We start from the raw sequence: 12,886 nt of genomic DNA, 5'->3' as shown, positions 1-12,886 counted from the left end.
ATAGCTCGCTCCAGCCGATCTCCCCACCTGTGGGGGAGATGCCCGGCAGGGCAGAGGGGCGCGCGGCATTCTCCGTTGCCTCCATCAAAAGCCCGACAAAACAATCTTGCCCTTCGCAGTTCCACTCTCGATCAGCGCATGCGCTTTGATGAGATTGGTGGCGTTGATGGTGCCGAAAACCTCGGTCATCGTCGTCTTGATCTTGCCTGCATCCACCAGTTCCGAGACGTGATTCAGCAAATTATGCTGCTCGAGAATATCGGCTGTGTCGAAGACCGGACGCGTAAACATCATTTCCCAGTGGATGGAAATGGCCTTTCGCTTGAAAGGCATGGCGTCGAAGCCATCTGCGGGATCGTCGATGAGCGCGAACCGTCCTTGAGGTGCGATGAGCGCGATGCTGTCCGCTGCGTGGAGATCGCTTTGCGTGGTGGAAAAGACGAAGCCGGGTGCGCCGAGGCCCAGCGCTTCGACCTGTGGGGCGAGCGGCTGGCTGTGATCGAAAACGTGATGCGCACCGAGTTCCCTGACCCAATCCTTCGTTTCCGGGCGTGAGGCCGTTGCGATGACGGTGAGGTCGGTCAACTGCCGGGCGAGCTGGATGGCGATGGAGCCGACGCCGCCCGCACCGCCGATGATGACGATGGCATTGGCCGCGCCGGGAACGGGGTCTTTCACCTTCAACCGGTCGAACAGAGCCTCGTAAGCGGTTATCGCCGTCAACGGCATGGCAGCGGCTTCTTCGAAGCTCAGGCTTGCAGGCTTTTTTCCAACGATGCGTTCATCGACCAGATGAAATTCGCTGTTGGAGCCGGGACGGTTGATGGCACCGGCGTAAAATACCTCATCGCCCGGTTTGAACAGGGTAACACCTTCGCCCACCGACTTGACGATGCCAGCTGCATCGAATCCCAACACGCGCGTTTGGCCATTTTCCGGCTGCTGGTTGCTGCGCACCTTCGTATCGACCGGGTTGACGGAAACGGCTTTCACTTCCACCAGAAGATCGCGGCCCTTGGCCTCGGGTACCGGTGAATCGAAGTCGATCAGCGCATCCGCTTCCGTTACGAGTTTGGCCTGTTTGTAACCAATAGCGCGCATGGTGTTTCTCCTTTGCTTGTTGCTTCGGCCTCTATTTGATAGCTATGAACCCAATGCGCAAGAATGCACATTTTTGGCCTATAGCCACAAAAAGGATACCGTGATGTCCCGACCCCGCGCCAAATTGACAGGCAATTTTCCCGGCTGTCCGGTAGAGGTGACGCTGAGTTTTCTGGATGGAAAATGGAAGGGCGTGATCCTTTATCACCTAATGAATGAGGGAACGCTGCGCTTCAACGCCCTGCGCCGCCACATTCCAAGCGTCACGCAGCGCATGTTGACAAAGCAGTTGCGCGAACTGGAGGAGGCGGGTGTCATTTCCCGCAAGGTGTTTGCGGTGGTGCCGCCGCGTGTTGACTATGCTCTGACGCCGCTTGGCCACAGCATGCAGCCGGTGATTTCCGCTTTGAAAACATGGGGTGATGCGCATGTCGTGTGCAAGGATGGCGAAAAGCGCGTGATTTCCCCCGATGAATTCATTGAGCCGCTGGCCGCTGCCGAGTAGCGAATCCTATTGCGCGTATCCGCGTGTCTGATTACGGGTTTTACCGACACTTTGCGCCGATAAAAATATTCCGCATTGCAACATGGAACTGCCCGGATTGCTTCATAGTGTCCGCGCAGTGATTCTTAGTCAGGGACGCACCAGCATGACAATTGGTTGGATCGAGGCAGCAATTCTCGGTTTTATTCAGGGGCTTACAGAATTCCTGCCCATTTCTTCCAGTGCACATCTGCGCATTGCAGGCGAATTTCTTCCCTCGGGTATCGACCCGGGCGCAGCCTTCACAGCCATCATTCAGATCGGCACGGAACTGGCCGTTCTCGTCTATTTCTGGTCCGACATCATGCGCATCGCCAATGCCTGGCTGCGCCAGAACCTGCGGATCGGGGGTGCCTATGACCCGACCGACGCGCGCATGGGCTGGATGATCATCGTCGGTTCGGTGCCCATCGTGTTGCTGGGGCTGCTGTTCAAGGATGCCATCGAACATTCGCTGCGCAACCTCTACATCACGGCCGTGATGCTGATTGTCTTCGGCTTTATCCTCGGTTATGCCGACAAGATCGGCCAGAAGAAATACCCGATCAAGAAATTGATCTGGCGCGATGCCGTCATCTTTGGCTTTGCGCAGGCCATGGCGCTCATTCCCGGTGTCTCACGCTCCGGCGGCACCATCACGGCGGGCCTGCTGCTTGGCTACACCCGCGAAGCCGCCGCACGTTACTCCTTCCTGCTGGCCATTCCCGCCGTTTTCGGCTCCGGTTTCTATCAGTTGTTCAAGAGCATCGGGCAGGATAACCCGGTCGGTTGGGGACCAACGGCGCTTGCCACCGCCATATCCTTCTTCGTCGGTTATGCGGTTATCGTCTTCTTCCTGAAACTGGTGTCGACCAAGAGCTACATGCCTTTTGTCTGGTATCGCGTGGCGCTTGGCGTGGTGCTTCTGGCACTGCTCGGCACGGGCGTGATCAACGCGACCGGCTGATTGCTTTGACAATCGTCATGCCGGCTGAAAACCGGCATGAAGCGATTTTTCTTGATATCTTCTCAATGGAATGATTTTTCACCCCGGATGTGCAATAGAGCCGTTTATTGCGCGGCATTTTTCGTTTGCTTCTATAAGTATCCATCCGGGATCAGGACAGTCGGGACCAGTTTATGAGTATTGAAGGCGGTTACGCTCTTGATGTGGATGACATCCAGAAAAGCTTCGGTACGCATGAGGTTCTCAAAGGCATTTCGCTCAACGCCCGCAAGGGTGATGTGATCTCCATCGTCGGCTCCTCCGGCTCCGGCAAGAGCACGTTTCTGCGCTGCATCAACTTTCTGGAAATGCCGGATCGTGGCCGCGTCACCGTCAATGGTGAGGAAGTCTCCGTCAAGATCGGTCGCGATGGCAAGGCCGTGCCGAAAAGCTGGCGGCAGGTGGAGCGCCTGCGCACCGGGCTTGGCATGGTGTTTCAGAACTTCAATCTCTGGTCCCACCGCACGGTGCTTGAAAACATCATCGAAGCGCCCGTCCATGTGATGGGTGTGAAGCGGCAGGACGCGATCGAGAGAGCCGAAGTGCTGCTCAACAAGGTCGGCCTTTACGACAAGAGGGACGCCTATCCGGCGTTTCTGTCCGGTGGCCAGCAGCAGCGTGCGGCGATTGCGCGTGCGCTCTGCGTCGAGCCCGCCGTGATGCTGTTCGATGAACCGACCTCGGCGCTCGACCCGGAACTGGTGGGCGAGGTGCTGAAGGTGATCCGCGATCTGGCTGAAGAGGGCCGTACCATGTTGCTGGTGACGCATGAAATGCGCTTTGCCCGCGATGTGTCCAACCACGTCATGTTTCTGCATCAGGGCCGTGTGGAAGAGGAGGGTCCGCCGGACCAGGTATTCGGCAACCCGACAAGCGCCCGCACCCGAGATTTTACCGGCGTCATCGCCAACTGATATTTTCGATATTCCAACAGGAGATTTCCATGAAATTGTTCGCCACGCTGCTTGCCGGATCGGCATTTGCGCTTTCTGCCTTCACCGCCAGCGCCGATGTGCGCTTCGGCATCATGAACGAGTCCTACCCGCCATTCTTCGCCAAGGATGCATCCGGCAAATGGCAGGGCTGGGAAATCGACCTGATGGACGCCGTCTGCGCGGAAATGAAGGAAAAATGCTCCATTGTCGAGTTGTCCTGGGATGGGCTTATTCCAGCTCTTGAAGCCAAGAAGTTCGACGTGATCTGGTCTTCCATGTCCAACACGCAGGAACGCCAGAAGGTCATCACCTTCACCGACAAATATTACAACACGCCGAGCAAGCTGATCGGTGCCAAGGACGGCAAGCCGGGTGCTACGGCGGAAGACGTCAAGGGCAAGACCATCGGCATTCAGGTCTCGACCATCCAGTCGGCCTATTACGCCAAATATTTCAAGGATGTGGCTGACGAAAAGACCTACCAGACGCTGGACGAGGCGTTTCAGGATCTGGCCGCCGGTCGTATCGACTACGTCTTCGGTGATTCCCTCGTTCTTGATGCCTTCGTGAACAGCGATGCGGGCAAGGATTGCTGCGCCGATGCGGGCAATGTGGCCGACGACAAGGAAATCCTCGGTCTCGGCGTTTCCGGCGGTCTTCGCAAGGATGACACCGAGTTGAAGCAGAAACTAAACACGGCGCTGGCTGCCGTTCGTGCCAGCGGCAAATATGACGAGATCACCAAGAAATACTTCGCTTTCGATATCTACGGCGCGAAGTAGGTCTGATCGGTCGCTTTGATGGCAAGCTTTGAAACCATGGTTCAACTTCTGTCGCCCTATCCTCCGGGATGGGGCGGCACGCTGTTGAAAGGTGCCGTTTCCACGCTTGCCATTTCTGCCGGTGCCTACCTCATCGGTATCGTCATCGGCATGGCAGGTGCGCTGGGCAAGCTTTCCGGCAACAGGCCGCTGGGCATGGTGCTGGGTTTCTATACGACCATGATACGGGCCGTGCCGGAACTGATCCTGATTGTCGGGCTCTATTATGCGGGAACGGATGGCCTTAACCGGCTGCTGCAATGGGGTGGAATGCCGCCGCTTGAGATCAACGGTTTCGTCGCGGCCATCGCCGTTCTCGGATTCGTGCAGGGTGCCTATATGACCGAGGTTCTGCGCGGCGCGATCCTTGCCATTCCCAATGGCCAGATCGAAGCGGCGCGGGCCTTCGGCATGTCGCCGTTTTTGCGCTTCCGCCGTGTTGTGTTGCCTGCACTGGTGCCGAATGCGTTGCCGGGACTGGCCAATCTTTGGCTGGCCGTGACCAAGGACAGTGCGCTGGTGGCTGTCGTCGGTTATCAGGAACTGGCGCTGGCGACGCGCTTGGCCGGAGCCAGCACCAAGCAATATTTTCTGTTCTTCACTGCGGCGGCGCTGTTGTATCTGGCGATTACACTCGTTTCCAATGTCGTCTTTTCGTTGATCGAGCGCCGGGTGCGACGCGGTCAACCGGCGCTGGTTTAGGAGACATCATGGAATTCTCCTGGGTCGAAAAATACTGGCCGCTGCTTTTATCCGGTGCCTATCAGACGGTGGCGCTGCTCGTAATCTCCGTCAGCATCGGTTTCGTTCTCGCCATCGGGCTCGCTTTCGCGCAGGTCAGCGGTGGCAGGGTAACGCGAGTCTTGGCGCGAGGCTACTGCACCTTCTTTCGTGGCACGCCATTGCTCATCCAGCTTTGGCTTCTCTATTACGGCGTCGGCTCTCTGCTACCGATGATCCCCGGCTTACGCCAAAGCTTCATGTGGCCGGTGTTACGCGAAGGCTTCTTCTTCGCCGCCGTCAGCTTTACGCTGAATTACGCGGCCTACGAGGCGGAAGTCCTGCGCGGCGCGCTGCTTGCGGTGCCGAAGGGGGAACTGGAGGCGGGCAGGGCGTTCGGCATGAGCCGCTTTACGCTGATCCGTCGCATCTGGCTGCCCCGCGCTATCCGCATCGCCCTGCCGACCATTGCGGGCGAGGTGGTCATGCAGTTAAAGGCGACGCCATTGGCCTTTACCGTGACGGTGATGGACCTTTACGCCGTGGCCTACAAGGTGCGACAGGATACGTTGCTGGTTTATGAGCCGCTCTTCGTCGTCACCATTTTCTATCTCATCCTCACCGCCATCATTGTGCGCTGTTTCGGCTTTGTCGAAGCGCAGGTGCCGCAGCGGCGATAATAACCCAAGGAGCTCCACATGGGCGATATCCGTATTCTCGACGGCGGCATGAGCCGTGAACTGCAACGTCTGGGTGCGCAGCTGAAACAGCCGGAATGGTCTGCGCTTTCGTTGATCGACGCGCCAGATATCGTGCGCCAGGTGCATGCGGAGTTCATCGAAGCCGGTGCCGATGTCGTCACCACCAATTCCTACGCGCTGGTGCCGTTCCACATTGGCGAGGAGCGCTTTCAGCGCGAAGGCGCATCGCTGATTTCGCTGTCGGGCAAGCTGGCGCGGGAAGCGGCGGATGCATCAGGCCGCAAGGTCACCGTCGCCGGTGGCCTGCCGCCGATTTTCGGCTCCTACGAACCGCAGAATTTCGACCCATCGCGGGTTCAGGATTACCTCAAGGTTCTCGTTGAAAACTTGGCACCCCATGTCGATGTCTGGCTAGGCGAAACGTTGAGCCTGATTGCCGAAGGCGAGGCGGTGCGTGCAGGCGTGGGCGAAACAGGCAAACCCTTCTGGGTCTCCTTCACGCTGAATGACGACGCAGCACAGGTGGATGGCGCCGAACCGCAGCTTCGCTCCGGTGAAACCGTGAGGGCAGCGGCCGAATGGGCGGCCAGTTCAGGTGCCGCCGCACTGCTGTTCAATTGCAGCAAGCCGGAAGTCATGAAAGCCGCTGTCGAAACCGCTGCCGCCGTCTTCAAGGATAAAGAGGCCTCCATCGAAATTGGCGTCTACGCCAACGCATTCGAAGGCGAACAGGGCGATTCCGCAGCCAATGAAGGCCTGCACGGCACGCGCGCCGATCTGACCGACGACGCCTATTCCCGCTTCGCCTGCGCATGGGCCGACGCCGGTGCCACAATGATCGGCGGCTGCTGCGGAATCGGGGCTGCGCATATTCACACGGTTGCGGGTGCGCTCAGGGGCCGGTGATAATGGGCCTACTCCGATGAGCGTGCCCGGTTTCACCGTCTGCGATCTTCAGCGACTTGGAATAGTGAAAACATCCAGACCCGCCACGTCTTCCTCGATAAGCGTAAAACCCTGTTTTAGATAATAGGGTCGCTTGTCTGCCATGGCACAGAGATAGCAAATGTCGTGACCGAGTTCAGCGGCATGCTCCCGGCTGCGGGCGATCAGTTGCGCGGCGATGCCCTGTCTTCTGAGGTCAGGTTCGACCCAGAGAGCTGCGATCCATGGGGCGTAGTCTGGTCGCTCATCCAGATCGTTCTCGATGATGAGCACAGAGCCGATATAGCGGTCATTATCGTGGGCAACGAAGGCTGAGGGAATGCCTTCTTTTTCAAGCATCGGGTTGAGATGGGCACGGTAGTCTTCGAGTGGGACGCCGCTTTCCGTCCACCACGCATGCCAGCCGCGTTCCGCGATCACATCTGCAAATCCTGGATATTGTCGAAGATTGGAAATTTGCAAAAGCTCACCCTCTGTTTGAATCATATTCGCAAAGCAAGGGTACAAGCTTTTGAAAAGGTGAGACAAGAGGCAAAGCGTAACCGGCCGCACAAGCGATGCGACCGGTTTTTGTGAGAGATTCGCTTACAGCAACGTCCCGCTCAAGATCAGCAGCGCCACCGAGAAGTAGATCACCAGACCGGTGACATCTACCAGTGTTGCCACAAAGGGGGCCGACGCGCTGGCAGGGTCGAGACGCATGCGTTGCAGCAGGAAGGGCAGCATGGAGCCAGTCAGCGAGCCGAAGGTGACGATGCCGATAAGGGCACAAAAGACGGTGAAACCAACCAGCAGCCAGTGTTCGCCGTAATCGTAAAAGCCCGCCTGTTGCCAGATGGTGAGCCGCAGGAAGCCGATGGCACCTAGAATGGTGCCGAGTGTAAGGCCTGTTGGCAGTTCACGCAGCAGCACCCGCCACCAGTCGGACAGTTTCAGTTCGCCCAGCGCCAAAGCGCGGATGATGAGCGACGTTGCCTGCGAACCGGAGTTGCCGCCCGACGACATGATGAGCGGAATGAACAGCGTCAGCACCACGGCCTTTTCCAGTTCTCCCTCGAAATGCTGCATGGCGCTTGCCGTCAGCATTTCGCCCAGGAACAAAGCTGCAAGCCAGCCGCCGCGTTTGCGGATCATGTCGAGAAAACCCATTGCCATGTAGGGTTTTCCGAGCGCTTCCATACCACCGAATTTGTGTGCGTCTTCCGTCGTGTCGGCAATCATGGTGTCGATGACGTCATCGACAGTGACGATGCCGAGAATGTGGGCGTGCTCGTCCACCACAGGCATGGCCAGAAGGTCGTGCTTGCGGATGAGGCGGGCAACATCTTCCTGCGACATCAGCGGGTCGGCATAGGTGATGCCTTCCTTGGATGCGACGGTCAGGATGGAGGCCGATGGCTCGCCCGTTACCAGACGGCGCAGGGTGACGACCTTGGCCAAGGTGCCGTCTTCAGCCAGCACATAGATGGCATAGACGGTTTCGCGAGAGCGTTCGACGATGCGGATATGCGCAAGCGTCTGCTCCACCGTCCAGCGGTCGGGAACGCTGACGAATTCGGTCGTCATCATCGAGCCTGCCGTGCGGGGCGGATAGGTCATCAGGTGGCGGATGGCCGTTGCCGTCGCGCGGTCCAGCCGGGAGAACAGCTTGGCGCGTGGCTCGTCATCCATCTCCGCCATCACGTCTGCCACGCGGTCATCAGACATGAGGTTGACGAAACGAGCTGCCTGTTCCAGCGGAATATGGGCGATGATCTCAGCCGCGCGGTGCAGTTCCGGACGGTCGAGAACGGCAACGGCGCGTGCCTGCGTCATTTTCAGCAGAGCATCGACGGCGTCAGGCACGTCGAGGGCGTTCAACTGATCGACGCGTTCTGCGGTGGTCGTGGGGCCAATGCTGCTGCTGCGGAAAAGACGTGCAGCCTTGCTGGCTCTTTCAGAGAGGTTGTGAAAGTTCATAATTGCTCACCTTCCAGTCGATCCGCCGATCACGGCGGAACGTGGTGAGCCGACAGGTGTCAGATCAGCGCGCGTTTCGCCGTGTTCGGCAAAGGCAATCGACTACTACTGTCGCTAGACATCTAATGATGCTCCGTGGATATCTGCGCCAGATCGATGGTTCGATCTGCGCATGAGACATCTGTTGCGCCTGAAAAAAGGCCAAGTCAAGCGGGGCAATTATGAAATTTTGGCAAGGTGGATTTGCGGTGCATGGAGTTCGATTTAGAACCTTCTAAAGCGCCTCAAATCAAGCCGTTAGGGCAGCTTTCTCGCGTCGCTCCAGCGTCACGGCAAAGCCAAAAACGATGAGGCCGGCAAAGGACAGGACAGCGCCGATATATCCCGTCGATGCATAGCCGTAGCCCAAGGCGATGACGAGACCGCCCAGCCATGCACCAAGCGCGTTGGCGATGTTGAAGGCGGAATGGTTGGACGCGGCGGCGAGCGTCTGCGCGTCGGCGGCTACATCCATCAGGCGTGTCTGCACGGCGGGGCAGGCGGCAAAGCCGCAGCCGATGAGGAAGACGCAGATGCACAACATGTAAGGATTATGGGCGGTGAGGCCGAAAAGCGCCATCAGCACCACGTTGAACGCCAGCATGCCGCCAATCGTGCCGTTGAGAGAGTAATCCGCCATGCGCGAGCCGACGACATTGCCGACATTCATTCCTATGCCGAAGAGGGCAAGCACCATGGGTACTGTCGCAACCGGCATCATGGCGATATCGGTAGTGGTCTTGGCGATATAGCTGAACACGGCAAACATGCCGCCGAAACCGACGGAGGCAACGGCCAGCGTCAGCCACACCTGTACGCGCCTAAAGGCACCGAGTTCGCGCCAGATGCTGGCGCCTTCCTGCACTTTGTCTCGTGGCTGGAAGAGCCACAACAGAACGACGGTCAGAAGCGCAATGCCACCCACCATCAGGAAGGCGGCGCGCCAGGAAAACATTTGGCCGAAGAAGGTGGCAAGCGGGGTGCCGAGCAATGTGGCGATGGTCAACCCCAGCATGACGCGGCCCACGGCGCGGGCGCGTTTGTGAATGGGGGCCATGGAAGCGGCAACAAGCGCTGCCACACCGAAATAGGCGCCATGTGGCAGACCGGTTATGAAGCGAAGCGCGGTGAACGTCGCGAAATCCGGCGCGATGGCGCTCAGGATATTGCCCGCAGCAAACAGGCCCATCAACGCCAGCAGAAGCACACGCCGCGTCATGCGGGCCGCCAGAACGGCGATGATAGGCGCTCCGATGACGACACCCAGCGCATACGCAGCAATCACGTAACCCGCCTGTGGGACGGTAACGCCGTAACTGGTCGCCACATCCGGCAACAGGCCCATAATGGCGAATTCACCCGTGCCGATACCGAAACCGCCAGCGGCAAGCGCAAGTTCGATCAAGGCAATGGAGAGAGGTGTCAAAGACGTTGCGGGCAATGGCGCAACGGTGCTGGCGTCCGCGTCGGTGCGGTTTTCGGAATGGCGTATCTGGGTCATGATGTCTGCGCAGGAAACGAAGAAAAAAAGGGCAAGACCGAGGTCTCGGTCCTGCCCTGACTGGAGGTATCTGGTCACCAAAATGACCTTATCTTGACGGATATCATGAATTTGTGCGGCGCGGTAGTATCTGATTCTATAAAATGCTCAGTTCACGCAAGGGTGTAGGGAACGGAACGGTCGCTATTCCATTTAAGGTCGCGCTTTGCGTGTAACGGGGGCTTGGATAAGCATATGAAGCTTGTGGCGATCTTTAACCGCGATGGCGGTACCTTCAAAACCACAGACATGGATGCTTATTGCAAACATGCGCAGACGGTGTTCGAAAATGCGGGTCATGAAATCGAATGCCGCCTCGTTTCCGGGAAAGACATTGTCGCCGAGATGGAGCGAACCGCCGATGACGAGGGGCTGGACGGCCTGATCGCGGGCGGTGGCGATGGCACGATCTCTGCGGCAGCCGGCATAGCCTGGAAACACGGCATCGCGCTGGGCGTCGTTCCCGCAGGCACCATGAACCTGTTTGCCCGGTCGCTGAAACTACCACTCGATATATGGCAAGCGGTCGATACGCTGGCCGAGGGGCATGTCTACAATGTCGACATTGCCAGCGCCAATGGGCGCCCGTTCGTCCATCAGTTTTCCGCAGGTCTTCATGCGCGCATGGTGCGTTACCGGGACAAGATGGAATATGCCTCCCGGCTTGGCAAAATCCGCGCCAACATTCGCGCCGCCATCGGTGTGGTGTTCAACCCGCCCAAGTTCGATATGGAATTCACCGTTGCCGGTCAAACGCAGCACCGTCGCGCCTGCGCCATTTCTGCATCCAACAATGAATTCGGCCAAAGCCCGCTTCTGGTTGCCGACGACATTACACGTGGAAAGCTTGGCCTCTACATCGCTGATGCCTTGACGCCATCAGGCGTGATGGGCTTGGCTGTCGACATTCTGCGCGGAAAGCTGAAGGAAAACGCAGCCGTAACGGCCATGACAGTGACCGAAGTCGAGTTGCATTTTCCCAAAAGGCGCCACGATGTGAAATGTGTGATGGACGGTGAGTTGCTGCCGATGAAGCGTGATGTCGCGCTTAAAATTCATGCCGGTGAGTTGAAGGTCATCGTTGCGAAGACCTTTCCAAACGTTTGAAATCCTTAAGCCTTGCTTCCACTAACGGTCACTTGGACATGTCGCGCAGCCCTTGCAAAACGCCTGCGCGAACGCCATGCTAGCGCGCATTGCATGGTGAGGGAAGCGCGGGAAATGATGAACGATAATACCAAGACGATATCGAACCTCGCCGCCATAGACGCCGCGCATCATTTGCATCCTTTCTCCGACATGGGCAAACTCAACGTGTCAGGTACCCGCATCATAGAGCGGGCTGAGGGCGTGTTCATTTACGACAGCACTGGCAAGAAATATCTGGATGCGTTCGCCGGTCTGTGGTGCGTCAACATTGGTTACGGCAGGCGCGAAATGACCGATGCCATTTCCCGGCAAATGAACGAGCTGCCCTATTACAACGCATTTTTCGGGACCACGACGCCACCGGCCACCCTGCTTGCGCAAAAGATCGTGTCCCATGCCGGGTCGAACATGAACCATGTGTTCTTCACGAATTCCGGTTCCGAGGCGACGGATACGTGGTTCCGCATGGCTCGAGTGTATTGGAAAGCGCTGGGGCACCCAACGAAGACGAAAGTTATCGCGCGGCGCAACGGTTATCACGGCTCCACGGTGGCAGCCGCGTCGCTTGGCGGCATGCCGTGGATGCACGAGCAGGGAAACCTGCCCATAGAAGGCATCGCCCATATCGGCCAGCCCTATTGGTACGCTGAAGGCGGCGACCTTTCGCCCGACGAATTCGGTCTGAAGGTTGCGCGGGAGCTGGATGCCAAAATCGATGAACTGGGAGAGGAAAACGTTGCTGCCTTCGTGGCCGAACCGATTCAGGGGGCAGGAGGGGTCATCGTGCCGCCTGAAACCTATTGGCCGGAGATTGCGCGCATCTGCAAGGAGCGCAACATTCTGCTGGTATCGGACGAAGTTATCTGCGGCTTTGGACGGCTGGGGTCGTGGTTCGGTTATCAGCATTTTGGTTACGAACCAGACCTTGCGCCCGTGGCCAAAGGGCTTTCCTCCGGTTACCTGCCAATCGGCGGCGTTCTGGTCTCGGACCGCGTGGCCGAGGTGATGCTGACCAAGGTGGGCGATTTCAACCACGGCTTCACCTATTCGGGCCATCCCGTCTGCGCGGCCGCGGCGCTGGAAAACCTGCGTATCATCGAGGACGAGGGACTGGTCGAGCGCGTGCGCGACGATATCGGCCCCTATTTCCGCCAAGGCTGGCACAGTCTGTTGGACCATGAAACCGTGGGTGAGACGGTGAGTGTCGGCCTCATCGGCGGGCTGCAACTGACGGCGGACAAAGCGACCCGCAGACGCTTCGACAAGCCTGATGATATCGGCACTCTGGTTCGCAATCATTGCCTTGAAAACGGCCTCGTCATGCGCGCCACCGGTGACCGCATGCTGGCATCGCCCGCGTTCACAATCAGCCGGACGGAAGTCGATCAGATCATCGAAATATTGCGCAAGGGGCTGGACCATCTGGCGCAAACAGGAAGGACGTGAA

The 12,886-nt window shown here is 58.2% G+C and carries 13 protein-coding genes; 9 read left to right on the top strand and 4 right to left on the bottom strand.

Annotation, left to right across the window (positions count from 1 at the left end; genetic code table 11):
• Positions 1-84: 84 nt before the first annotated feature.
• Complete coding sequence (locus ATO67_RS21240; protein ID WP_067653700.1) at positions 85-1,101, bottom strand: zinc-binding alcohol dehydrogenase family protein; 1,017 nt, start codon at positions 1,099-1,101, stop codon at positions 85-87.
• 103 nt (positions 1,102-1,204) lie between these two features.
• Here ATO67_RS21240 and ATO67_RS21235 point away from each other — a divergent pair, with 103 nt between their 5' ends.
• The 7 genes from ATO67_RS21235 (at position 1,205) to ATO67_RS21205 (ending at position 6,713) form a co-directional block, all read left to right on the top strand.
• Positions 1,205-1,606 carry a winged helix-turn-helix transcriptional regulator gene (locus ATO67_RS21235; protein WP_067653805.1) on the top strand — a complete coding sequence of 134 codons (402 nt, stop codon included), beginning with the start codon at positions 1,205-1,207 and terminating at the stop codon, positions 1,604-1,606.
• A gap of 145 nt (positions 1,607-1,751) precedes the next feature.
• Positions 1,752-2,591 (top strand): undecaprenyl-diphosphate phosphatase, encoded by an 840-nt coding sequence (locus tag ATO67_RS21230; protein WP_067653699.1) that lies wholly within the window; start codon positions 1,752-1,754, stop codon positions 2,589-2,591.
• 173 nt (positions 2,592-2,764) lie between these two features.
• Positions 2,765-3,544: an ABC transporter ATP-binding protein gene (locus tag ATO67_RS21225; protein WP_067653697.1), complete on the top strand. Its 780-nt coding sequence runs from the start codon at positions 2,765-2,767 to the stop codon at positions 3,542-3,544.
• 29 nt (positions 3,545-3,573) lie between these two features.
• Entirely contained in the window at positions 3,574-4,347 is a 774-nt protein-coding gene (locus ATO67_RS21220) for a transporter substrate-binding domain-containing protein (RefSeq protein ID WP_067653695.1), read from the top strand.
• Positions 4,348-4,365: 18 nt separating this feature from the next.
• The gene (locus ATO67_RS21215) at positions 4,366-5,088 is read left to right on the top strand and encodes an ABC transporter permease (RefSeq protein ID WP_067653693.1); all 723 of its coding nucleotides are present in this window, start codon (positions 4,366-4,368) and stop codon (positions 5,086-5,088) included.
• An 8-nt stretch (positions 5,089-5,096) separates the two neighbouring features.
• Positions 5,097-5,786: an ABC transporter permease gene (locus tag ATO67_RS21210; protein ID WP_067653691.1), complete on the top strand. Its 690-nt coding sequence runs from the start codon at positions 5,097-5,099 to the stop codon at positions 5,784-5,786.
• An 18-nt stretch (positions 5,787-5,804) separates the two neighbouring features.
• Entirely contained in the window at positions 5,805-6,713 is a 909-nt protein-coding gene (locus tag ATO67_RS21205; protein WP_067653689.1) for a homocysteine S-methyltransferase family protein, read from the top strand.
• 48 nt (positions 6,714-6,761) lie between these two features.
• On the opposite strand, the gene ATO67_RS21200 is transcribed toward ATO67_RS21205, so the two are convergent.
• From ATO67_RS21200 to ATO67_RS21190, 3 genes are all read right to left on the bottom strand, one after another.
• Positions 6,762-7,172 carry a GNAT family N-acetyltransferase gene (locus tag ATO67_RS21200; RefSeq protein WP_245304059.1) on the bottom strand — a complete coding sequence of 137 codons (411 nt, stop codon included), beginning with the start codon at positions 7,170-7,172 and terminating at the stop codon, positions 6,762-6,764.
• Positions 7,173-7,337: 165 nt separating this feature from the next.
• Positions 7,338-8,711 carry a magnesium transporter gene (mgtE, locus tag ATO67_RS21195; protein ID WP_067653687.1) on the bottom strand — a complete coding sequence of 458 codons (1,374 nt, stop codon included), beginning with the start codon at positions 8,709-8,711 and terminating at the stop codon, positions 7,338-7,340.
• A 289-nt stretch (positions 8,712-9,000) separates the two neighbouring features.
• Positions 9,001-10,251, bottom strand: coding sequence for an MFS transporter (locus ATO67_RS21190; RefSeq protein WP_067653801.1), 1,251 nt, complete (start codon positions 10,249-10,251; stop codon positions 9,001-9,003).
• A gap of 234 nt (positions 10,252-10,485) precedes the next feature.
• Between ATO67_RS21190 and ATO67_RS21185 the strand changes: the two genes are divergently transcribed.
• Together ATO67_RS21185 and ATO67_RS21180 are read left to right on the top strand one after the other, a co-directional pair.
• On the top strand, positions 10,486-11,397 hold the full coding sequence (locus ATO67_RS21185) for a diacylglycerol/lipid kinase family protein (protein WP_067653685.1): 912 nt from the start codon (positions 10,486-10,488) through the stop codon (positions 11,395-11,397).
• A gap of 117 nt (positions 11,398-11,514) precedes the next feature.
• Positions 11,515-12,885 (top strand): aspartate aminotransferase family protein, encoded by a 1,371-nt coding sequence (locus ATO67_RS21180; protein ID WP_067653799.1) that lies wholly within the window; start codon positions 11,515-11,517, stop codon positions 12,883-12,885.
• The last annotated feature ends 1 nt before the right edge of the window (position 12,886 follow it).

Source organism: Agrobacterium bohemicum, from assembly GCF_001562555.1.
GTDB classification, from domain to species: Bacteria; Pseudomonadota; Alphaproteobacteria; order Rhizobiales; family Rhizobiaceae; genus Agrobacterium; species Agrobacterium bohemicum.
This window is presented reverse-complemented; position numbering and strand designations above follow the sequence as displayed.